Raw genomic sequence first — 21,433 nt, 5'->3', positions numbered from 1 at the left:
TGCAGTAATCGAAGTGGTTATACTGTTATTCGTTCTGGATTAATCATCAATTTCATAATCAATTTCCTGATAACCAATTTCTCCTTCATCAGAAATAGCTTCTACAATGATCATCATTTTCCCTTTGTTATCTGTATTGTAAAAAGAAGTCGATGTTTTACCTAAATCATCTGTTTTTAGTATCGGTTGCCAATGAATTAAAGTTCGGATGTCTGGATGTTGCCAATCGTCTGGTTGAATGGTTTCATATTTTGGAGCATAAAATTCCTTTGGCGAAGCAAAAACAGGAATCCTTTTTTGGGATAATCCTGCAGGTTTATAGGCGCCAAAAAGGCCTATTCCAGTATGTGTGTATATGGCTATTACATTGCCGTATGAAGGATTGAAAGGAGGAATACAAGGTGACATCTCAGAATGTACTTCACAATACAGCTGTCCAAAACCATTGGCATATTCAATAATTTCAAAACTAGTAACTTCACTTGGCGATATATTAGGAATAAGCCCATAATCACGAAAACTAACAGGAATACCGTCGATAACAATAAGGGTCTGCACGTTTTTACCATTATCGACAATGGCGTGTAAAGTACCTATACTATCCCTTTCTATTCTAACTTTGTCAGGATAGTTGAATAATAGTACGCTGTACAATCCATAAGACCATTTTTTTTCTTTAGAAAGAATTTCTTTCCCGCTAATAATAGTTTCAGGTTTACCGTATCGCTCTGTTACTTTTTGTTTATTCGGACTCATTTTAGCATTAATGTTTACTTCATCTAAAAGAATTCCTCCAAATTGAAGTTTGAATTTGTCATCAATTTCTTTTTGCTTTATACTTTTCTGGATAAATTTCTCCACGATACTGTCTATTTGTTCAATAGATTTGTTCTGTTCAAAGAAAATGGAAGGCGATTTTTTGTAGTCTAAAACAACAGAATTGCTTATTTTTCTATCGGATTTGTTGGCAGTTTGAATGAGTACCTCTATTTCTTTTCCGTATTCGTCATTTAAATGAAATTTAAATTTCCCCAGACTATCCGTTTTTTGCTTATAAAATGATTTGAATGTTCCAGAAGTCATCATGGTCAATTCGACATCTTTTTTACCCTTTTTTTCTGAAAATAAATTATTCACTCTCCCCGATACGGTTAAAGTTTTTTCTGGATTGATAATTAGCGATGGATAGGGTTTTGAATAGTTGTACTTACTCCATCCTTGTGTAAGCATCAGAACTTCTAAATCCTCATGCATATTATTTTCATTTTTGAAATAATGACCAGGATTTTCGATATTGCCTTTTAATTCAGAATCAATTAAAAAATAGGAAAGTATGTTTTGACGTACGTTTTGCATTTTACCCAATTCTTCCTTGTTTATTACAAGTACAGAAACATTTGTTTTTATAGCTTCATCATTAGAATTAGTAGTTTGAATATTGAGTTTGGTCAAATCTCGTTTGTTGTATTTTGTCTTATCTGTCGAAAGATTAATTTTCAATCTGCTTTGTGGTTTTTCATTAAAGTAAAGTCTTTGTACTATTAGATTTTTGGATTGATCCAAAATTGAAAACGCAACAATTCCTTCTGGAATTAAGTTGGTAGAAATCAAGGACTGGTAAAAACCTTGATTTAAAGCTACTTCTTTTTCATATAATTCGATTCCTCTAAAAGAAATTCGTATAAAAATACTGTCGTTTTTCATGTAGTTAGATACCACTTTAACGAGCAGGTTTTGACCTTGTTTATTAATGACTAAAGCACTTCCAGTAGCAGTAACATTAGGTAATGCGTATAGTGATGAATTCTTTTTTATTGTATCAGAAAATTTTAGCCTCGCATAGTATTTTTTAGTTCGGTCTGGATTGTACATCAAGAAGCTTCCCATTCCCAGAGTATTGCTTTTAAAGGAAGTAATGATTGCTTCTCTTTCATCTATAATATCACCTTGAACTATTATTCCTTTCCCACTGGCATCAATGGCTTTAAAGCCCACCTTGCTAGTGATTCCATGAACTAATTCTCCACTTTCAGGAAAAAGTTGTAAGTCCAGATAATCTGGATTTAAAACAAATGTTTTGGTGTAGGTTTTTTGATTCTCGGTTTCTATTTTTAAGGTTGCCAACTGGCTTTCTTTTTTAAGATCATAATCCAGAATGTATTTGTTGTTTTCCCCTTTTCTAATAAGCAAGCTGTCTTTTTTATCATCTACTGTGATATATACGTTAAGCCTGTTTTTTTGTAAGGAATCCAGCACTTCGGGATTAAAAAAAACTTCTAAATGATCCTTGGTATCTGCTTCTTTGATGAGTTTAATGTTCTGAATGGGTTCAGTATATTGTTTTTCATTAGAAAATACCTGAATGTATTCTTCAAATACAAAAGCATCATCAAAATTTTGATTCCATTGGGTATATGCTCTAATGAGGTAATTGCCTTTGGGCATTTTTTTATCCAAATCAAAATTTCCCTGACCAATTCCGTTTTCCATTTTGATTATTTTTTTTTGGCGTATACTTTCATCAGCGTCTATGAGTTCTACATATAGCACACCACTTAAAATTGAAGGAGTGTGTTCGGAAGCATTTGAAACGATGCATTTAAACCAAACGGTATCTCCATTAGTGTATACTTTTCGATCCAATTGCAGGTATATTTTTTCAGCAAATGAAGCATTAGAAACAATCAAATTGTTTTCTTGAGCCCAAATAGCTATAGGTAGCAGAAATAAAACCCAAAAAAGTGTAGTGATGATTTTTGAATCCACTCTATTTGACTGTTTTTTCATCATAGTTTTTATAAACCTAATTTTAAGAATAATGAATTGTTTATCAGTTGAATAATCTTGGGGTTCAAATGGTAAAACAATTTTGGAAAATATCAAATATAAAAATAATTTTTATAAAAATACGATTTTTCGTATTTTTATAAATAGGTATAAAGATGAAGAATAAAGCATTAGACTTTTGCTTATAAAAACAAAGCTGCTTTATGTAAATTTAAAAGAGAGGTGAAATTATATAAATTAATACGGTAATAATGTAACAAAAAGTTAGTGTTCGATTCCTAATTTGGTAATTCAAAATAGAACAATTAGTATTAATATTTAAATATAAAAGACATGGATGCAAATTACATTATCAACAGACTTAAATCGACAATTTTTAAATATCCAACAGTTGATTTATTGAGAAACAGATTAAAAAATCTGGATGAAAAAAGAAGAAATAGTATTGTGTCAAGTTTGAAAATTGAGCTTTACAAACATAAAAATTCAGATATTCAGGAACCACTTGTGGAATTGCTTTATAAAATGCCACTAGCATCATAAAATAATCAAACCCTATTTTTTAGCGGCAGTTTTTGTACTTTGAGTATAAAGGCTGTCGCTATATTTTTAATATTTATGTACAGTTATATGTTTTGTTGAATTGTAGTAGTTGAGTTGGTTGAAGAAGTAGCAAATTTTATAGCAACAAGACTAATCTTAATTATTTATTATTGTAATGTCCCCAAAAGGCGAAAACAATAACCACAACTTTATCGTCTTGAATCCTGTAGATTAATCTGTGTTTGTCTGATATTCTCCTAGACCAAGTTGCTATTTCATAATGTTTTAACTGTTCAGGTTTTCCTGTTCCTTTCGTTGGATGTTCTCTAAGCTCATCTAAAAGTTTATTAATTTTAATCAAAACTTTTTTATCACCAGATTTTTTATGCTTTTCAATGTCTGAAATAGCTTCATCAGTTAATTCAATAGAATAACTCATAGACCTAAAAATTTCTTTTGTTGGTCTTTTGTGAGTTTTTTTGTTTTTCCAGAATCTGCTTGTAAGATAGATTTATCAATTTTAGCGATAAATTCATTTTCACTTAATGAAGTTTCTTCATCAGATTTTCCAATTTCAAAACGAACTTTCATTTCTTCCAACAAGGATTTTAGCAAAGATTTTTGCTTTTCATTTTTCGGATAAATTGTTATACTGTCCATTTTTTTTTTAAGATTTAATCAATTATACAAAAGTAAAGAAAAGTATCAAATACTATGCTGGTTTTTTTGTAGTTAGTTTTAAACAGATTACTATAATAACGGTTTCACATATTTAGGTGTTTGAAACTTATCAAAATGAGTATTTTCGGCTAAACGAAAATACAATAAATAGCGTTTGCACTAAATTTGCAAATTGCTTAAGACGTGTATTAGCATCTAAGTTAGCGGTAGTTTTTACTTTCTTCAAGCAATTTATCAATTTTTGATTTCCATATTTCTACTCTTTCTTTAGTAGAATAATCTCCAGAATAAATTTCATCTTCAAATGTTTCTAGTTCTTGATATATTTCATTACCGATATTTTCTAAATCTTCATATGTGGTTTTGGGATTGTATTTTATCTTATTAAGTTCAGAATTGAATTTTCGTGCGTAAACTTCATAAAGGTCAAAACGTAACTTTTGAAATTTCTTAACGGCTTCAACATTAAAATTTGTTGAATCTTTTACCCAAGACTGGTTTTTATCAAAAAAGGCACGAACATTTGCTTTTTCAATTTTATCAGCAAACAGATATAAACCGTGAAAGTCCATAATATTTAATTCACTGTCAGTTTTCGGTTGCTTTTGGTAATCTGAAAAATTTATATTCACATTTTCTGACCAATAGATTACATGTTGATTAAAGAAATATTCTTTTATCTGTTGTCTCAGAAGAAAACAAGATATTCCAATAATGATTAATAGAATTATAATTATTAATATTTTCTTTTTCATGTTTTTTATTAAGCGTATCTTCTTTAAAATTACCACTAACTAGTTTATAAGCAAAATAAACCTTCATGTATACACCCAAAATAGGGGAATTGGAGAAGTTTTATTACGTTTTATACTTTTCAAATATATTATTTTTTTTCTTACAAATTATTTAGAATGACAATTTCAATACTAAAGTTAATTTCAAAAAACTTTAGAATAAAAACAACACATAAAAAAATCCGATTAGCTTTCACTAATCGGATTCTATAATTATAAGGTTGAGATTGCTTCGTACCTCGCAATGACTACAAGTGAATGACTTCACCGTAAGCATCAGCAACAGCTTCCATAACCGCTTCACTCATTGTTGGGTGTGGGTGGATAGATTTTAAGATTTCGTGACCAGTAGTTTCTAGTTTACGAGCTACAACTGCCTCAGCAATCATATCCGTTACACCAGCACCAATCATGTGGCATCCTAACCATTCGCCGTATTTAGCATCAAAAATTACTTTTACAAATCCGTCTGGAGTTCCAGCCGCTTTTGCTTTTCCAGAAGCTGAGAATGGGAATTTACCAATTTTTAATTCGTATCCTTTTTCTTTAGCTTGTTTTTCAGTTAAACCTACAGAAGCAATTTCCGGAGTAGCATAAGTACATCCTGGTACGTTTCCGTAATCGATAGGTTGTACATGTAATCCTTTAATTTTTTCTACACAGTTAATTCCTTCAGCAGAAGCTACGTGAGCCAAAGCCTGACCTGGAGTTACATCACCAATAGCGTAGTAACCAGGAATATTTGTTGCGTTGTAAGCATTAACTAAGATTTTATCTCTGTCAGTAGCGATTCCTACTTCTTCTAAACCAATGTTTTCGATGTTAGTTTTGATTCCAACAGCCGAAAGTAAAATATCAGCTTCAAGAACTTCTTCTCCTTTAGCTGTTTTTACAAAAGCTTTTACTCCTTTTCCAGAAGTATCAATTCTTTCCACAGAAGAGTTAGTCATTACAGTGATTCCAGCTTTTTTCAAAGATTTTTCAAATTGTTTCGAAATATCCTCATCTTCAACAGGAACTACGTTTGGCATAAACTCTACAATGGTAACTTCAGTTCCCATAGAGTTGTAGAAATGTGCAAATTCCACTCCAATTGCTCCAGAACCAACGATAATCATCTTTTTAGGTTGTTCAGGCAAAGTCATTGCCTGACGGTAACCAATTACTTTTACACCATCTTGTGGCAAGTTTGGCAACTCACGGGAACGAGCACCAGTAGCAATAATAATATGATCCGCTGAATATTCAGTTACTTTTTCGTCTTTATCAGTAACGGCTACTTTTTTTCCTGGTTTTAGTTTTCCAAAACCATTGATAACGTCAATTTTGTTTTTCTTCATTAGGAAAGTAACTCCTTTGCTCATTCCATCAGCAACCGAACGGCTACGTTGAACTACAGCTGAGAAATCTTTGTCAAACTCAGAAACCGTCAATCCGTAATCGGAAGCGTGTTTTAGATAATCAAAAACCTGAGCTGATTTTAGTAACGCTTTTGTTGGGATACAACCCCAGTTCAAGCACACTCCGCCTAAATTTTCTTTTTCAATTACGGCTACTTTAAAGCCTAATTGTGATGCTCTAATGGCAGTTACATATCCGCCTGGCCCACTTCCTAAAACAATAACGTCGTATTTCATTTCTATGTATTTATTTGTTTTTATTGGTAAAATGAAATTTGCTAAAAATGCCCCTTTCATTTTATGTCAATTCTTAAAGTTAATTAAGACTGCGAATTTAATGATTTATTCTGTTTTTAAAACTCACAAAAGCACAAAATATTAACAGAATGCGGTTTATAAAGGTTGATTTTTCAAAATCTAACAAAATACCCTCTGTTTCTTATATATTTTTAGGAATCCGTCAATGTTGTTTTTTACCACAGAGTTGCTAATTTTTTAACCGCTAAGGTTACAAAGTACTACGCAAAGAATGCAAGGCTTTGTGTTCTTTGCGTTTTTAAAGACAAAGAATGATTTTTTATTGGGCTCTTTGCGGTTAAGTATTTAATTAGAATTGGCAGGATTTAATTTGTTTTAATCTGTGAAACCTGCCTGTTGGCAGACAGGTCTGTGGTGAAAAATAGACCTTAAAAAAGCTTAGTTATCCAATCATTTTACGCTTTCTTAACAACAACCAAATCACAATTGGTGCACCAAAAATAGAAGTAACGGCATTAATAGGCAAAGTAATGTCGCCACCAGGAACTTGCGAAATAGTATCGCAAATCAGCATGATAATCCCTCCAAAAAGGAGCGTGCTCCAGAATAGAATAGTGTGATTACTGGTTTGGAAAACCAATTTAGCAATATGAGGAACTGCCAGACCAATAAACGCAATAGGACCAGCAAAAGCCGTAATACTTCCAGCAAGAATACTAGTAGCAAAGATGATAATTAATCGTGCTTTTTTATAATTCAAACCCAGACTTCGAGCGTAATTTTCGCCCAAAAGCAAAGCATTTAGAGATTTGATGCTGGCTAAACTCAACAACAATCCAAGCAGTACACAAAAGAATAGAATAATAATGGAAGTCCAAGAAAGATTTCCCAAATTCCCTAAAGACCAAAAAGTGAATTTTTGCAATTGTTCGGCAGTGCTAAAATAGCTTAGCGTTCCCACAATTGCAGTACTTAAACTACCAAACATTAATCCGACAATCAAAATGGACATCGTGTCCCGCAAACGAACAGAAACCAGTAAAACGGCTAATAATACACAAGTACTCCCAAGAGTAGAGGCAAAGACAATTCCGTAAGACGAAAGGACTATTTCTTGAAAAAAAGCAGGAAGTAAACTTGCACCTAAAATTACAAATGCGACTCCTAAACTTGCTCCTGAACTCAGTCCAAGAACATAAGGTCCAGCCAATGGATTCCGGAACAAAGTTTGCATCAATAAACCACTTATCGAAAGTCCGATTCCAACTAAAACCACTGTAATGGCTTTGGGTAATCTGTAATTAATAATAATATATTCCCAAGTCGATTTACTGGCTTGACCTCCCGTTAAACTATGATAAATTTCTTTGAAAGGAATCGTGATAGAGCCTAAACTGATATTGGCAAAAAACAAAAAGAGTAGTGCTACTACAAGATAGAAAAATAGAATTGTATTTCGTTTTTGGTTTGTCAATTTGCTTTCTAATTTAGTTTTTGTGCAAAGGTAAAATTATAGTCCGCTAATAATTCAGGATGAAAAATCTTGATGTAATCTTTCAAAACTAAATCTGGTCGGCTAGGAGCTAATTCATAATAAATAGTTCCTCCTGTTGTACCTAATTTGCTTTCAAAAGTATAAACATTTTTAGTTTTAAAAGCATCAAATTGTTCATAATGCGGATTACTATTTCCTAATTCTTTCGCGTTTTTAAAAGAACCTGTCGCAATCCAAACCTTGGCATTTTTTGCCTTTTCTAATATTTTTTCGAATGATAATCCTAAACTTCCGCTACCTTCAACATCTGCCCATAAATAATTGGATTTGGCATCTTTCATAAATTGGGCAACCCAACTATTTCCTTTGGCAACATACCATTGATTTTGGTACATAGAACCGTATAAAACCGTTTGTTCTGCTTTTTGATTGGCAACTAATTGCAAGGCATCATGATAGTTTTTTACAATATTATCAAACAAGATTTTACCTTCTTTTTCTTTGCCAAATAAGGCTGCGTAGAGTTTAATCCATTCGGCTTTTCCTAGAGGAGATTGCTCCATCCAATCGGCTTGAATGATAACATTTAAACCACTTTTTTCCAGGTTGGCAATCATCGGATTGTTATTATCTATTCCAAAAGTCACGATGGCTTCGGGAGCTAAATCAATTAGCTTTTCCATATTCAAGCGCTCGTTTTGTCCTACGTTTTTCACTATTCCTGCATCAATTAACTTTCGTGTTTTTTCAGAAGAAACATAATCAGTATGAGGAAATCCAACTAATTTCTTTTCTACTTCAAGCATTTCTAAAAATGGAATATTTGTGGTTGAAGTTACCACAATAGATTGTAAAGGAACGGAGAGTTGGGGGTACTTTTGTAAACTATCAGGAACGGTTGCGTTTTTTTCTTTTAAAATATAAGTAAAATCTTTATTGGCGTCAGGCCAGGGATTTAAAACTTTTACAATCGAATAACCTTCGTATTTGTAGATAGCAAGATTAGTCGAATATTCAATTTCGTTTTTTTGAATAGTTGTTGAAGATGTACTTGATTTTTCGTTCTTTTTGCAAGCAGCAAAGCTTAAAAGCAGAAAAAGAAACAGGGTTTTATTACAAAAAGAATTCATCATTAAATTTTATATGGAAGCAAAGGTATAGCAAATTGAGAAAAATATTGTTTATTTTTTTGGATAAAAAAATGAACAAATACTATCTTTACCTCATGAATCCTATAAAAGTAAAACACTGCTCCAGTTGCGGAATCGTCTTTGATTGCGGCGATATTTCGCTGGAAAAGAAATGTTGGTGCAATGATTTTCCACCTATTTTTAATTTCTCAGAAGCTGGTGATTGCCTTTGTCCCAATTGTTTTAAAAATAGTTGTTCGCTAAAAATTGATGAATATGTAACTACTATTTCTCCAGAAAACGCATTGGGAAACAGAGCCAAAGATTTACCTAAAACGACTCATTTAATCGAAGGAATTGATTACTATTTGGAAAATGGAAATTATGTTTTCAAAACCTGGTTTCATCTAAAAAGAGGTTCTTGTTGTGGAAATGGTTGCAGACATTGTCCTTACTGAAAAGTTATGAGTTATGAGGTAAAGGAAAGTTTAATCTAAATAGAGAATACAATTAGAAATTAAGATCAATTAATTAACAATTTATAATTTACAATTAAAAATGATTTATTTTATAACAGGCGGAGAACGCTCAGGAAAGAGCAGTTATGCCGAAAATATAGCGAAAGAATTATCAGCAAGACCTATTTACGTTGCTACGGCTCGAAAGTGGGATGATGATTTCCAAAAGCGAATTGACCGTCATCAAAAAGATCGTGACGAACGCTGGATTAACATTGAAAAAGAAAAATTTATTAGTGAAATTGATTTTTCAGGTCAGGTTGCTGTAATTGATTGCGTAACTTTATGGTTGACTAATTTTTTTATTGATACTAAAAATGATGTCGAGTTGAGTTTGATTCAAGCTAAGGCAGAATTTGAAGCAGTAATCAAACAGCCTAATGTGACTATCATTATTATATCTAACGAAATCGGAATGGGAATTCATGCTGATACACATATTGGTAGAAAGTTCACTGAATTGCAAGGTTGGATGAACCAATATTTAGCTAAAAAAGCGGACAAAGTAGTGCTAATGGTTTCTGGAATTCCAGTAACAATAAAAGGAGGATTATGAATTTTGTAACCTCATGGTCTGGCGGAAAAGACAGTTGTTATGCAATGATGCAGGCAGTAAAATTAGGATTTATGCCAAAGGTTTTGCTAAACATGATGAATGAAAATGGCAAAATTTCCCGTTCGCATGGATTGCCATTGTCTATTTTGAACCAACAGGCACAAAAAATGCAATTGCCTATAAAAACGGTTCCTGCCACTTGGGGCGATTATGAGGAAAAATTCATTACGATTCTAAAATCGCTAAAAGCAAAATTTGATTTGGAAGCGGCAGTTTTTGGCGATATCGATTTACAGCCTCACAGAGATTGGGAAGAAAAAGTGTGTCAGGCGGCTTCGTTAAAAGCTATTTTGCCTTTGTGGCAACAAGATCGTATTGCATTAGTCAATGAAATGATAGAAAACGGAATTGAAACCATGATTGTTTCCTGCAATACGATGATGGGAGAAAGTTATCTAGGTAAAATTTTGACCAAAGAATTAGCTTTGGAATTATTAGAAAAAGGAATTGACCCTTGTGGTGAAAACGGAGAATTTCACACGATGGTAATCAATTGTCCGTTGTTTTCAGAAGCTATTGAATTGCCTGCTTTTACTACTAAAGTTTATAAGGACTATTGTTTTGTGGTTTGGGAATAGCTTAATAGTGTTCAGTGAACAGTATTTAGTATTCTTAGTACCAACGTGCAAATTCCGTAGGAATGCCTTATATTGTAGCAACGTCCCGAAAGCATTCGGGATTAATCCGTTGAAATAAAAAAATAATTGACGATGACCAATTTAGATGAAATAATAAAATCTCGCCGGGACACCCGTCATTTCACGAATGATGAAGTGCCTGATGCTGTAATTGAAAAAGCATTGCAGGCAGGACATTGGGCGCCTTCTGTTGGTTTGACTGAAGCAACTCGATATTATCTTATTAAATCGGCTGAAATTAAGAAAGCAGTTAAAGAATTGTTTTTGGAATACGATAAGAAAGCTGCGGCTTGTACAGATGATGAATTGCAAAAAGTACAATATCAAAAATTAAAGCTCGAGGCCATTGAAGAAGCGCCACTGGGATTGGTTATTTGTTATGATCGTTCGGTTTTGAATAATTTCACTATTGGGACAGTGGGAAGCAATGAAGCGATTAAGTTTAGCGCGGTTTGTGCGGCACAAAATATTTGGCTTTCACTCACTGAACAAGGTTATTCGATGGGCTGGGTTTCGATTTTGAATTATTACCAATTCAAGGAAATATTGGGTTTACCAGAACATATTGAACCGCTGGGGTATTTTTGCGTAGGCAAACCTGCAACAAATTATGACAACCAACCGATGTTGCAACAACTGAATTGGAAACAAAAATCAGAAACACCTTTTGTTTCAGAAATTACCGAATTACATTCAGGAACAGAAAAACAAATAGAAAACCATAATATTCATCCTGTTGCAACGGATTCTTTTCTAAAAAGTTTGCAGCAGAAAATAGATCAAAAAACAAAACCTATCGGTTCATTAGGAGTTCTCGAAAAAATAGCCAAACAAGTAGCCACGGTTTTTAAAACATTGGAACCTAAAATAAATCAGCCTCACATTGTGGTCTTTGCTGCCGATCACGGAATTGCGCAGCATGGGGTGAGCGCTTATCCGCAGGATGTAACCCGCCAAATGTTGACTAATTTTCTGGAAGGAGGAGCGGCAATAAATGTGTTTTGTAAGCAAAATAAAATAGCTCTTTCAATTGTTGATGCAGGTGTGAATTATGATTTTCCGTCGAATACCGAATTAATTACGGCTAAGATTGATAAAGGAACACATTCGTTTTTAAACGGTCCAGCGATGACCGAAATGCAAATGAATTTGTGTTTTAGCAAAGGAAGTGAAATTGTAGCGGCCATTGCAAAACAAGGAGGCAATTGTATTGGTTTTGGCGAAATGGGAATAGGCAATACGGCTACAGCTTCGGTTTTAATGAGTGTGATTTGTAATTTTTCTATTGAAGATTGCGTAGGCAGAGGCACAGGAGTTGATGACGAGAAACTGCAATTTAAGATTGATATTCTAAGAAAAGCAGTTGAAAATTATAAAGGAGAGAACGATTTAGAAAGTTATTTGGCTTATTTTGGAGGCTTTGAAATTTTGCAAATGGCAGGTGGAATGCTTGAGGCTTACCAACAGAATATGATTTTTCTAGTAGATGGTTTTATTTGCAGTGTTGCTTTTTTAGTGGCTTTCAAAAAAAATCCTGCTATAATGAATAACGCTATTTTTAGCCATCAATCGGCAGAAAAAGCACATAAAAAACTATTGGATTATCTGGGGGTTTCAGCTGTTTTACAACTCGATTTGAGATTAGGAGAAGGAACGGGTTGTGCGCTTGTGTTTCCAATAATTGAATCGGCTGTGGCTTTTTTAAACGAGATGGCAAGTTTTGAAAGTGCTGGTGTGAGTGAGAAGTAGATAGCAGAAGGCAGATTCAGAAAGCAGAAAAGAGATTTTAGATTTAAAGAATTTACAAAATAATGAAAAAAGAACTCCATATATTTTTTACGACATTGCTATTTTACACCCGAATTCCTTGCCCTAAAAACATCAATCATCATCCAGATTATTTAAACAAAGCTTCGAGGTATTTTCCTCTAATAGGCTGGATTGTAGGAGGAATAAGTTTTGTGGTTTTCTATCTTTCTACCTTAATTTTTTCTATTGAAATTGCTGTAGTGCTTTCGATGATTACCAGTATTCTAGTTACAGGTGCTTTTCATGAAGATGGTTTTGCTGATGTTTGTGATGGTTTTGGTGGCGGATGGACCAAAGAAAAGATTCTTTTAATCATGAAAGACAGTGCTATAGGAGCGTATGGAGCGATTGGTTTAGTTTTACTGTTTTTATTAAAGTTTCAGAGTTTGGTTCAATTAACAAACAATACTCAAATACCAGATTTTGGTTTCGGAATTTGGAATTTAAATTTTGGAATTTTTCTTCTCTTTATGAGTGCTCATGCTCTGAGCCGTCTAGCTGCAATATCAATTGTTTTTACGCATCAATATTCAAGAGAAGATGCAACTAGCAAAAGCAAACCGATTGCTCAAAATTTTACATGGAGAGAAGTAGTTGGCGCTTTCTTGTTTGGATTATTACCACTTTTAATATTGGCTGTTTTTTTCTGGCAAATACTTTTAGTTCTAATTCCCGTTTTCTTATTCCGATTTTTTCTGGCTCGTTATTTCCAAAAATGGATAGACGGTTACACTGGTGATTGTCTTGGTGCAACACAACAAGTTTGTGAAGTTGTTTTTTATCTGTCAAGTATTGCAATATGGAAGTTTATTTAGTTCGGCATACCGAAACAACTTGCGAAAAAGGCATTTGTTATGGACAATCCGATGTGGATTTGAAAGAACCTTTTTTAGAACCTTTTAAATCAATAAAGAAACAAATATCATCGGATGCAATTGTTTTTTCGAGTCCATTATCTCGTTGTATGCTTTTGGCCAATTATTTATCGCCATCAATTAGTGTCGATTCGAGGCTGATGGAAATGAATTTTGGCGATTGGGAAATGAAAAATTGGGATGCTATTCCCGAAGCTGATTTCACCCCCTGGATGACCGATTTTGTGAATGTAGCCGTTCCTAATGGCGAATCTTTCGTTGCTTTACACCATCGTGTAACTGATTTTTTGGCGACACTTGTTTCAGAATATAATTCGAAAAAAATAGTGATTGTTACCCACGCCGGAGTAATCCGAAGTATTTTGTGTGCCATTTCAAATTTGCCATTGAAAGATGCTTTTACTAATAAAGTAGATTTTGGAGCTGTCATAAAAATAGAATTATAACTTGAATTGAAGTTATTTATTTCGCTGGTTTTTAGTTTTTTATATGTGCTTAATCAAATATCGATATAAATTTGATTTTTAGCTGAATTAAGTTTTATCTTTGCCGCCGTATTGAGGTTGTTGTTTTTCTATCGAAAAAGAGCATTAAAAGGGAATCAGGTTAAATACCTGAGCTGTACCCGCAACTGTAAGCTATCAAGCTTGTTGTTATCTACAAAACCACTGTTTGAAGGTGGGAAGTTAGAAGTTAGAGGTTAGAAGTTTAATACTTCTTACTTCGTATTTCTGATTTCCAACTTAAAATGGGAAGGTAAACAACAAGACGCAAGCCAGGAGACCTGCCTATTACATCGAGTATCAAACTTTCGGGAAAAAAGGTTTGGGTATGGGTTATTCTATGCTTTTCTCCCATTTATTAGTCATGTAACAGAAAAAACTGTTATTAATTGTTTTAAAATGAACAAAAAAATCGTTCGTATTAGTGCGTTATTCGTATTAGTAAGTGCTTGTGCTTTTGCGCAAAAAAAAGGAGTTGTGCTTCCAGTAACCAATGAACTAGAGGAAGTGGTTATTTCGGATTCTAAATTTGCTTTGCCAAAGGAAAAATCAGGAAAAGTGATTGTGAAAATTACATCTGAGGATTTGAAAAAAAGACCAGGACAATCCATAGCTGAGGTTTTGAGTACTGTAGCAGGGGTTGAAGTTAATGGAAATCAAAGTAGTCCTGGGAAAAATTTGAGTTATTATATCAGAGGAGGACGTAATCGTCAGACATTAATTTTGATTGATGGTGTTCCTGTAACTGATGCTTCGGGAATTAATTTAGATTACGATTTACGTTTAATTCCTGTACAACAAGTAGAAAGCATTGAGATAATGAAAGGAGCAGCCAGCACGCTTTATGGTTCTGGAGCTGCTACAGGAGTAATTAATATTACCCTTAAGAAAGCAGAAAAAAAAGCTGTTGCAGGAAATGTTTACATGAGTTTAGGAACACAAACGGATGCAAAAGACAAGGATTATTCAGTTCAGGATTACAATCAAGGATTCTCATTTAATGGAAGAACCGAGAAGTTTAACTATTTTGCATCTTTAAATAGTACTGAAACTACTGGTATTTCGGAAGCTAGACCAGCTTTAGATACAGATACTTTTGAAGCGGATAGTTTTTCAAGAGTAAATGGTTTAGTAAAATTTGGCTTTACGCCAACAAAAAAATTGAGTTTTGATTTTTTTGCGAATTACGACCGACTTAAAAATGATTTTGATGCTGCTTCATTTGTAGATAATGCAAATAATTTTAATAAGTCAGAACAATATCGTGTAGGTTTTTCTCCAAAATACACATATAATAAAGGGGAGTTAATTGTTAATACAGCTGCTAGTTTGATGAATAGAGCATCTTTTAGTGGAAGTTTAACAGATTATAAATCTAGAAATGTAAATGTAGATGCATTTAATAAATATCAAATTGCATCTGAATTATTTATTGTAACAGGAGCTCAGTTTCAGTTTTTTGATATGTCAATAAATGGTTTGTATAGTCAACTTTCAGATGAAGTGGCTAAATTTAATTTGATTGATCCTTATGTAACTGCTGTTTATAATTCTGATTTTGGATTAAATATCAATACTGGAGCTCGATTGAATGTTCATAGTAAATACGGAAGTAATTTTGTTTACAATATCAATCCATCATTTTCTTTCAGTGAAATTCCTTTAAAATTAATAACTTCATACAGTACAGCATATATAACGCCAAGTTTGTATCAATTATACGATGGATTTTCGGGTAACTTAGATTTGACTCCGGAAAAAAACAGCACTTTAGAGGCTGGTTTTGAATTGGGATTATTAGACGAAAAATTAAATATTAATTCAGTAGCTTTTTATAGAGAACAAAATAACACCATTGGATATGTTTCTAGTTATATAAATGTTGAAGGAAAGAATAATGTAAGAGGTGTTGAAACCATGTTTTCTTATATTTTGTCAGATAAATTAAGATTGAATGGAAATTATACTTTTACTCAATTTGAGGAAGCCTTAACTTTTAGTCAGCGTATTCCAAAGCACAAAGCCAATGCCTCAGTGGATTATCAACCCACAATTAGAACATTTTTCAATATTAGCTATCAATATGTTGATCAAAGAGCAGATGCTTTTTATGATTCAAATTTTGCAGCTGTACCTGTTACTTTGGATTCTTATCAGTTATTAAATGCTACTGCCAGATACGAGCTTATAAAAAATAGAATGACGGTTTTTGCAACTGCTACAAATATTTTAAACGAAGACTTTTATGAAGTTATTGGGTATACTACCCGAGGAAGAAACTTTAAATTAGGTTTAAATATCAATTTATAGTATTAAATTTTAGGGTTTATAACAACAAAGGCTTTCAGAAATGAAAGCCTTTGTTGTATTATTTAAAATGATTTATTATTCAAAATACATTTGATTTTGTCCTCTAAGGGTTTTAGAATCATTCAGATATTCTAAATTTTCTAATGATTTTTCAGGTATCATTCGAGCAGTTCCAGTTATTTTTCCAATTGCTGTATTTAATAATGGTTCGTCAGTGTTACCAAGAACACCAAGAGTCTGTACTCTTTCTAATAATTTGTGTTCAGGCTCTAAACCGTCTAAATAATCTCCAAAACCTACCGAATTTATAGAATGGGCTACAATCAATTGCATCGCATATCGGTGTGAAGGATTCACATTTTTTTTAGTAAATCCAGGAGAATCATAAAGTGTGACAGAAGCAACGTCTTTTCCATAAGTAGCGTCACCTATTTGGATAACATTAATATACGGATCTAGGCCATTAATAATAAGTTCACTTGCTGAAGCTGTACTTCTAGTTGTTAAAACGTAAACAGTGTTTAAATTCAAACTGTTTAAACTTGTTCCATCGATAGTGCTTGTAAAAGTGTATTTTCTGTTGAGGTATGATTTTTTGTCATTATAAGCTAATTCGCTAAAAAGTTCACCTCTAAATTGTCCTGTGATCATACTTGCTAATCGGGTTGCAGTTAGGACAGAACCTCCGCCGTTGTATCTTAAATCCAAAACCAATTCGGTTACACCTTCGGATTTGAAATAACCAAAAGCATCATTGAGTTCAGCATCATAAACAGGATAAAATCCGTTGTACATAAGGTAACCAATTTTATGAGCTCCACTATTGATTACTTTCTTGATAAAAACAGGGTTTTCGGCTAAACTAGTTTTGGTTAAATCTACCGATTTTCCATTGGGAGTAATTACAGGATTATTGTTAGCATCATAAGTTAAATCAGCAAAATTCAGAGTATAGTTTTCATTCGGACTATTTAATAAGCTGCGATAGTTTGTTAGGGTTAAACTGGTTCCATTTACTGCATAAAAAACTTCGCCACGTTTGATGTTTTTGTTAGATGCATCTGAATTTGGAATAATATAACGTACATAGCCTATAACTTTATCAGTGTTTACAAGGCTTAAGCCGTATTCAACGCCATTGTTTTTAGTTGTTCCTCCTAATTGTTGTTCGAGTGTGAGATAATCACTAACCATCCAGCTAAATTGGTCTACAACATTTGTTTCATACAAACTAGGTGGTCGATGGAGTAAGTTTTCAAATACATTTTCTGGCGAAGAAAAGTTGTTTAAAAAACTTTCATATTCGGCATTTGATGTAAATCGTTTGTCGGCTAAATCTGGAACTTCGGCTTGCCATAAGTACATGGAATTAATTCCTCGCCAAATAAATTTAGGAACATCAAGTGGCGTAGGTTCTGGCAAAGTATCATCTTGATCCTGACAACTTTGTAAGAACAAAAGCGGAAGTAACAGAAGGAACAAATAGTGATATGTGCTTTTCATATTTTAAAAACGATTATGAGTATTAACGTAAAAATACTATCTTTAGTTTTATTATTGATTTTTTTAGAATGAATAATTTTACATTTTCTGCATAAAATTCAATTTTTGACGTTATAGTTTCTAATATAATGGTTTTAAATATTTTGGCATAGATATGGTATATATAGTTGTAAATAAGAGCATAATTTAATATAAAGATATGAAAATGAAAAAAGTACTCCTTGCATTTTTAGTTGCATTAGCATCAAGTTCGTTTTACGGACAAACTGTTTTTGATCAATTTGATGGAAAAGAAGAAATTGTTTCGGTGATAGTCAACAAAAAAATGTTTGAATTAATGAGTAAAGTAAAAGTGGATCCATCTGATAAGGAAACACAGCAATATTTGAAATTAATTCAGAATTTAGAAAATTTAAAAGTTTTTTCGACTACTAACACAGCGGCTGCTAAAAACATGAGAGATGTAGCTGATAGTTACATAAAATCAGCTGATTTAGAAGAGTTGAAAAAAGTAAACGAGAATGGAAAACAAGTTACAATAGATGTTAAACGTACAGGAACTAATCAATTGAGAGAGTTTTTAATGTTTATTGATGATGATGCAAATGGCATTAATCGTTCGGTTTTAATGTCATTAACAGGCGTTTTTAGTTTGAATGATATTTCTATTTTAACTGATAAAATGCAAATCCCTGGCGGAAGCGAACTTAAGAAATTGACTCAAAAATAAGAGTATTAAAAGCATAAAAAAAGCTGTTTCAGAATTCTGAAACAGCTTTTTTAGTTTATATTTTTTTAGAAAAGTATTATTTACAAAACGTTTTCAGGTTTTTAATAGCACTTTGGCTTCCTAATTCTATTGCCTTTGTAAAATCCGCACAAGCGTTGTTTTTATCTTTTAGGTGAATGTAAGTTAATCCTCTTAAATTATAAGTGATGTTATCGTTTGTATTGTTTTTTATAGCTATGTCGCAATCTTTTAGAGCAGCTTGGTAATCTTTAAGTTTGTAATAAATATTTGCTCTTGTAACATACGCATAGGTATTATCATCATGTATTTCTAATGCAAGATTGGCATCAACTAATGCACCGGTCAAGTCATTTATTTTCATTTTTTCCATACTTCTGTTTAAGTAAGCTTCTCCAAAAGCAGGTTTTAAATTAATTGCTTTGTCATAATCTAGTATAGCACCTTGTGTATTGCCAGCCTCTGATTTTTTCATAGCTTGGTCAAAATAATTTTCGGCAGTTTGACACCATCCAAGAGTTGACAGCAATAGGAATGGAAGTAAGATTAGTTTTTTCATAAATACATATTTTAGTTAAATATACGAATGATAAAATTAAGAATTTGATATTTGTTGAAGTTACAATCTGGCGTAGATTAGTTACAAAATTTTAAGAAGCACTTATTTAACTATTATTATAATTTATATTTTTAAATTCTATTTTAAAACGGAATAATAATTGATATAATAAGGAACAATATATATAAATGAATTTTATGAAGACAAAAAAAATTAAAGTACTATTACTTATTGGATTTATGCTTTTGGGAACCTACGTACAAGCGCAAACAGTTCAAGCGGCTGATGAAGAAATAAAAAAGGCCAAAGAATGGATTAGTACATTAGAATTGAAGGACGGAGAAAAAGAAAACAGATTAGTTCAAGTTGTGTCAACTCATCTTGCAACAGTTAAAAATTGGCACAATTCACATCCTTTTTCAACAGTTCCAGCAGGAATCAATCCGCTAGATGGAAAACCATTATCTGATTTACATCGCCAAATTATAGCTGATTCAGCAATACCTTCAACCGTACATCAGGATTTAATGTCTGGGTTGCGAAAAGATTTGACTGAAGAACAAGTGGCTATGGTTTTAGATAAGTACACCATTGGAAAAGTAGCTTTTACGATGAAAGGATATCAGGCTATTGTTCCTGAAATGACAGCTAAAGAAACGGCTGAGATTCAGAAATTAATGGAAAAAGCTCGTGAACACGCGGTTGATTATAAAAGCATGAAACAGATATCGGCTATTTTTGAGATTTATAAAACGCAAGCCGAACAATATTTAAACAATAATGGTCGTAATTGGCGTCAAATGTATAATGATTATGCAAAAAAAGTAAAGGCTGAAAAAGCAGCTAAAAAGCAAGAATAGAAAAACAAAAAGGTCTTTAATCGTGAAATTAAAGACCTTTTTTTATGGGTAATAATTAAATGCTATTCAACGTTAAGTTGGTAAGTTGCCATTTTCCAAATCTCATCGTATTTTTTTCCGTTGTGTTCTCCTGCAGATTTTTCGGTTTGTGAAAATTCTATCATATAATTTCCTGACCAGATTGGTGTAAACGAAAATTCACCATTTTCATTTGTCCATAATTCTTTTTCCCAACCATTTGGAGCAATTACTTTTACTTTTTGCTCTTTGGCTATTGCATTGTTATAAAGAGCAACCGAAGTAATTTTTATGTCTTTTGTTAATGAAGCTGCGTTTTCAGTAAACGTACTTATTTTATTCGAATTATTAGCAGCTAAGTTTCCAGTTGTTTTATTTCCTACCACAATGTTTGCGCTAGAATTGTAATCTAAAACCATAGTACCATAAACATCTTTTACCGTATGCTGCATTACTACGGTATAAACTCCTTCTTCTTCAGGTGTAAAAAACGCTTGGTATTTATTTTCTAAAGCAGTAGATTTTAATTTAATTTCTTTTTTAGAAGGACTAATAACAACTAAAGTAAAATCTTTTAAATCCGAAAACCATTTATCGGCTTTTGTAATGTCATTATCTGAGAATTCTCCAAAGTATACTGAGATCTCCTGAGGTTTTCCTTTTGTTCCCGTAGCTTTGGTTTCAATCCACAAGGCATGAGCAAATAGAGAAGGACTAGCAACTAACAATAAAACTACTGAAGTTATTGTTTTGAAAATGTTTGATTTCATAAAATATATGATTTAAATAGATTGTTTAGAATAATGGCAAATATACTTTTTAAATCTTTTTTATCGCAATTTATTTAGATTAAATATAAATAAAAAATAATAGTTTTATTTGATCTTAACGTTTAGCTGTCTTGTGGAGTGTCGTTTAATTTTTTGGGAGTAAAAAGAAAAACCCCTTGTGATAAGAGGTTTTAAAATTGAGAATGTGACCATGGAGGGATTTGAACCCTCACGCCCTTGCGAGCACCACCCCCTCAAGATGGCGAGTCTACCGTTTCTCCACATGGCCTAAAAGTAAAAAAGGTTAAGTAAAAATTACTTAACCTTTTGTGACCCGACTGGGGCTCGAACCCAGGACCCCATCATTAAAAGTGATGTGCTCTACCAACTGAGCTATCGAGTCAATGCTCAAGTAAAGTATGTTTTAAAATCACAATTTGTGACCCGACTGGGGCTCGAACCCAGGACCCCATCATTAAAAGTGATGTGCTCTACCAACTGAGCTATCGAGTCATATTCTTTCCTTGAATGCGGGTGCAAATATAAGGACTTTATTTTAAGTTTTCCAAGCATTTTTATTATAAATTTGTCTTTTTTTAATAATAAATTTTAACACCT

General features: G+C 32.7%; 20 protein-coding genes, 3 tRNA genes and 1 riboswitch. Of the genes, 10 read left to right on the top strand and 13 right to left on the bottom strand.

Features of this window, described 5'->3' with window-relative positions; all coding sequences use genetic code 11:
* Positions 1-39: 39 nt before the first annotated feature.
* Positions 40-2,790, bottom strand: coding sequence for an MG2 domain-containing protein (locus AAGV33_RS10180; protein WP_373391908.1), 2,751 nt, complete (start codon positions 2,788-2,790; stop codon positions 40-42).
* 330 nt (positions 2,791-3,120) lie between these two features.
* Here AAGV33_RS10180 and AAGV33_RS10175 point away from each other — a divergent pair, with 330 nt between their 5' ends.
* Complete coding sequence (locus AAGV33_RS10175; protein ID WP_373391906.1) at positions 3,121-3,330, top strand: hypothetical protein; 210 nt, start codon at positions 3,121-3,123, stop codon at positions 3,328-3,330.
* A gap of 160 nt (positions 3,331-3,490) precedes the next feature.
* Here AAGV33_RS10175 and AAGV33_RS10170 read toward each other — a convergent pair whose 3' ends face one another.
* The 6 genes from AAGV33_RS10170 to AAGV33_RS10145 all read right to left on the bottom strand — a co-directional run bounded on the left by AAGV33_RS10170 (position 3,491) and on the right by AAGV33_RS10145 (position 9,088).
* On the bottom strand, positions 3,491-3,769 hold the full coding sequence (locus tag AAGV33_RS10170) for a Txe/YoeB family addiction module toxin (RefSeq protein WP_373391904.1): 279 nt from the start codon (positions 3,767-3,769) through the stop codon (positions 3,491-3,493).
* Complete coding sequence (locus tag AAGV33_RS10165) at positions 3,766-3,990, bottom strand: DUF2683 family protein (RefSeq protein ID WP_373391902.1); 225 nt, start codon at positions 3,988-3,990, stop codon at positions 3,766-3,768. The genes AAGV33_RS10170 and AAGV33_RS10165 overlap by 4 nt, the downstream gene beginning before the upstream one ends.
* A gap of 221 nt (positions 3,991-4,211) precedes the next feature.
* Positions 4,212-4,766 (bottom strand): hypothetical protein, encoded by a 555-nt coding sequence (locus AAGV33_RS10160; RefSeq protein WP_373391900.1) that lies wholly within the window; start codon positions 4,764-4,766, stop codon positions 4,212-4,214.
* 287 nt (positions 4,767-5,053) lie between these two features.
* Positions 5,054-6,442, bottom strand: coding sequence for a dihydrolipoyl dehydrogenase (gene lpdA, locus AAGV33_RS10155; RefSeq protein ID WP_373391898.1), 1,389 nt, complete (start codon positions 6,440-6,442; stop codon positions 5,054-5,056).
* Positions 6,443-6,905: 463 nt separating this feature from the next.
* Complete coding sequence (locus AAGV33_RS10150; RefSeq protein ID WP_373391896.1) at positions 6,906-7,937, bottom strand: iron chelate uptake ABC transporter family permease subunit; 1,032 nt, start codon at positions 7,935-7,937, stop codon at positions 6,906-6,908.
* An 8-nt stretch (positions 7,938-7,945) separates the two neighbouring features.
* Positions 7,946-9,088 (bottom strand): ABC transporter substrate-binding protein, encoded by a 1,143-nt coding sequence (locus AAGV33_RS10145; protein ID WP_373391971.1) that lies wholly within the window; start codon positions 9,086-9,088, stop codon positions 7,946-7,948.
* Between the two features lie 71 nt (positions 9,089-9,159).
* Here AAGV33_RS10145 and AAGV33_RS10140 point away from each other — a divergent pair, with 71 nt between their 5' ends.
* The 7 genes from AAGV33_RS10140 to AAGV33_RS10110 all read left to right on the top strand — a co-directional run bounded on the left by AAGV33_RS10140 (position 9,160) and on the right by AAGV33_RS10110 (position 16,357).
* A complete protein-coding gene (locus AAGV33_RS10140) occupies positions 9,160-9,546 on the top strand; it encodes a DUF5522 domain-containing protein (protein ID WP_373391894.1) in 387 nt (128 codons plus the stop codon).
* Between the two features lie 100 nt (positions 9,547-9,646).
* Positions 9,647-10,162: a bifunctional adenosylcobinamide kinase/adenosylcobinamide-phosphate guanylyltransferase gene (locus AAGV33_RS10135; protein WP_373391892.1), complete on the top strand. Its 516-nt coding sequence runs from the start codon at positions 9,647-9,649 to the stop codon at positions 10,160-10,162.
* Positions 10,159-10,800, top strand: a complete 642-nt coding sequence (locus tag AAGV33_RS10130; protein WP_373391890.1) for a Dph6-related ATP pyrophosphatase — start codon at positions 10,159-10,161, stop codon at positions 10,798-10,800. Before AAGV33_RS10135 ends, AAGV33_RS10130 begins: the two co-directional genes overlap by 4 nt.
* A 132-nt stretch (positions 10,801-10,932) precedes the next feature.
* Positions 10,933-12,609 (top strand): nicotinate-nucleotide--dimethylbenzimidazole phosphoribosyltransferase, encoded by a 1,677-nt coding sequence (cobT, locus tag AAGV33_RS10125; RefSeq protein WP_373391888.1) that lies wholly within the window; start codon positions 10,933-10,935, stop codon positions 12,607-12,609.
* A gap of 62 nt (positions 12,610-12,671) precedes the next feature.
* On the top strand, positions 12,672-13,484 hold the full coding sequence (locus tag AAGV33_RS10120; RefSeq protein ID WP_373391886.1) for an adenosylcobinamide-GDP ribazoletransferase: 813 nt from the start codon (positions 12,672-12,674) through the stop codon (positions 13,482-13,484).
* Positions 13,469-13,990 carry an alpha-ribazole phosphatase gene (gene cobC / locus AAGV33_RS10115; RefSeq protein WP_373391884.1) on the top strand — a complete coding sequence of 174 codons (522 nt, stop codon included), beginning with the start codon at positions 13,469-13,471 and terminating at the stop codon, positions 13,988-13,990. The genes AAGV33_RS10120 and cobC overlap by 16 nt, the downstream gene beginning before the upstream one ends.
* Positions 13,991-14,086: 96 nt before the next feature.
* Positions 14,087-14,350: riboswitch (cobalamin riboswitch) on the top strand.
* A 96-nt stretch (positions 14,351-14,446) separates the two neighbouring features.
* Positions 14,447-16,357, top strand: coding sequence for a TonB-dependent receptor plug domain-containing protein (locus tag AAGV33_RS10110; RefSeq protein WP_373391882.1), 1,911 nt, complete (start codon positions 14,447-14,449; stop codon positions 16,355-16,357).
* A 75-nt stretch (positions 16,358-16,432) separates the two neighbouring features.
* Here the strand turns inward: AAGV33_RS10110 and AAGV33_RS10105 are convergent, their stop codons facing one another.
* Positions 16,433-17,860 carry a S41 family peptidase gene (locus AAGV33_RS10105; protein ID WP_373391880.1) on the bottom strand — a complete coding sequence of 476 codons (1,428 nt, stop codon included), beginning with the start codon at positions 17,858-17,860 and terminating at the stop codon, positions 16,433-16,435.
* A gap of 205 nt (positions 17,861-18,065) precedes the next feature.
* Between AAGV33_RS10105 and AAGV33_RS10100 the strand changes: the two genes are divergently transcribed.
* Positions 18,066-18,590 (top strand): DUF4252 domain-containing protein, encoded by a 525-nt coding sequence (locus tag AAGV33_RS10100; protein WP_373391878.1) that lies wholly within the window; start codon positions 18,066-18,068, stop codon positions 18,588-18,590.
* A 76-nt stretch (positions 18,591-18,666) separates the two neighbouring features.
* On the opposite strand, the gene AAGV33_RS10095 is transcribed toward AAGV33_RS10100, so the two are convergent.
* Positions 18,667-19,167, bottom strand: coding sequence for a tetratricopeptide repeat protein (locus AAGV33_RS10095; protein ID WP_373391876.1), 501 nt, complete (start codon positions 19,165-19,167; stop codon positions 18,667-18,669).
* Between the two features lie 197 nt (positions 19,168-19,364).
* Here AAGV33_RS10095 and AAGV33_RS10090 point away from each other — a divergent pair, with 197 nt between their 5' ends.
* Positions 19,365-20,027: a DUF3826 domain-containing protein gene (locus AAGV33_RS10090; protein WP_373391874.1), complete on the top strand. Its 663-nt coding sequence runs from the start codon at positions 19,365-19,367 to the stop codon at positions 20,025-20,027.
* 62 nt (positions 20,028-20,089) lie between these two features.
* Here AAGV33_RS10090 and AAGV33_RS10085 read toward each other — a convergent pair whose 3' ends face one another.
* From AAGV33_RS10085 to AAGV33_RS10070, 4 genes are all read right to left on the bottom strand, one after another.
* Positions 20,090-20,815, bottom strand: a complete 726-nt coding sequence (locus AAGV33_RS10085) for a hypothetical protein (RefSeq protein WP_373391872.1) — start codon at positions 20,813-20,815, stop codon at positions 20,090-20,092.
* A 206-nt stretch (positions 20,816-21,021) separates the two neighbouring features.
* Positions 21,022-21,104, bottom strand: a tRNA-Leu gene (locus tag AAGV33_RS10080).
* Positions 21,105-21,145: 41 nt separating this feature from the next.
* Positions 21,146-21,218, bottom strand: a tRNA-Lys gene (locus AAGV33_RS10075).
* Positions 21,219-21,255: 37 nt separating this feature from the next.
* Positions 21,256-21,328 (bottom strand) — tRNA-Lys (locus AAGV33_RS10070).
* Between the last annotated feature and the right edge of the window lie 105 nt (positions 21,329-21,433).

Origin of the sequence: Flavobacterium magnesitis, from assembly GCF_041729735.1 — a bacterium.
Lineage (GTDB): Bacteria > Bacteroidota > Bacteroidia > Flavobacteriales > Flavobacteriaceae > Flavobacterium > Flavobacterium magnesitis.
This window is presented reverse-complemented; position numbering and strand designations above follow the sequence as displayed.

Bases quoted from the DNA above. Each gene is read 5' to 3' on its own strand.
- AAGV33_RS10180 (WP_373391908.1), bottom strand. From the start codon at position 2,790: ATGATGAAAAAACAGTCAAATAGAGTGGATTCAAAAATCATCACTACA.
- AAGV33_RS10175 (WP_373391906.1), top strand. From the start codon at position 3,121: ATGGATGCAAATTACATTATCAACAGACTTAAATCGACAATTTTTAAA.
- AAGV33_RS10170 (WP_373391904.1), bottom strand. From the start codon at position 3,769: ATGAGTTATTCTATTGAATTAACTGATGAAGCTATTTCAGACATTGAA.
- AAGV33_RS10165 (WP_373391902.1), bottom strand. From the start codon at position 3,990: ATGGACAGTATAACAATTTATCCGAAAAATGAAAAGCAAAAATCTTTG.
- AAGV33_RS10160 (WP_373391900.1), bottom strand. From the start codon at position 4,766: ATGAAAAAGAAAATATTAATAATTATAATTCTATTAATCATTATTGGA.
- lpdA (WP_373391898.1), bottom strand. From the start codon at position 6,442: ATGAAATACGACGTTATTGTTTTAGGAAGTGGGCCAGGCGGATATGTA.
- AAGV33_RS10145 (WP_373391971.1), bottom strand. From the start codon at position 9,088: ATGAATTCTTTTTGTAATAAAACCCTGTTTCTTTTTCTGCTTTTAAGC.
- AAGV33_RS10140 (WP_373391894.1), top strand. From the start codon at position 9,160: ATGAACAAATACTATCTTTACCTCATGAATCCTATAAAAGTAAAACAC.
- AAGV33_RS10135 (WP_373391892.1), top strand. From the start codon at position 9,647: ATGATTTATTTTATAACAGGCGGAGAACGCTCAGGAAAGAGCAGTTAT.
- AAGV33_RS10130 (WP_373391890.1), top strand. From the start codon at position 10,159: ATGAATTTTGTAACCTCATGGTCTGGCGGAAAAGACAGTTGTTATGCA.
- cobT (WP_373391888.1), top strand. From the start codon at position 10,933: ATGACCAATTTAGATGAAATAATAAAATCTCGCCGGGACACCCGTCAT.
- AAGV33_RS10120 (WP_373391886.1), top strand. From the start codon at position 12,672: ATGAAAAAAGAACTCCATATATTTTTTACGACATTGCTATTTTACACC.
- cobC (WP_373391884.1), top strand. From the start codon at position 13,469: ATGGAAGTTTATTTAGTTCGGCATACCGAAACAACTTGCGAAAAAGGC.
- AAGV33_RS10110 (WP_373391882.1), top strand. From the start codon at position 14,447: ATGAACAAAAAAATCGTTCGTATTAGTGCGTTATTCGTATTAGTAAGT.
- AAGV33_RS10105 (WP_373391880.1), bottom strand. From the start codon at position 17,860: ATGAAAAGCACATATCACTATTTGTTCCTTCTGTTACTTCCGCTTTTG.
- AAGV33_RS10100 (WP_373391878.1), top strand. From the start codon at position 18,066: ATGAAAAAAGTACTCCTTGCATTTTTAGTTGCATTAGCATCAAGTTCG.
- AAGV33_RS10095 (WP_373391876.1), bottom strand. From the start codon at position 19,167: ATGAAAAAACTAATCTTACTTCCATTCCTATTGCTGTCAACTCTTGGA.
- AAGV33_RS10090 (WP_373391874.1), top strand. From the start codon at position 19,365: ATGAAGACAAAAAAAATTAAAGTACTATTACTTATTGGATTTATGCTT.
- AAGV33_RS10085 (WP_373391872.1), bottom strand. From the start codon at position 20,815: ATGAAATCAAACATTTTCAAAACAATAACTTCAGTAGTTTTATTGTTA.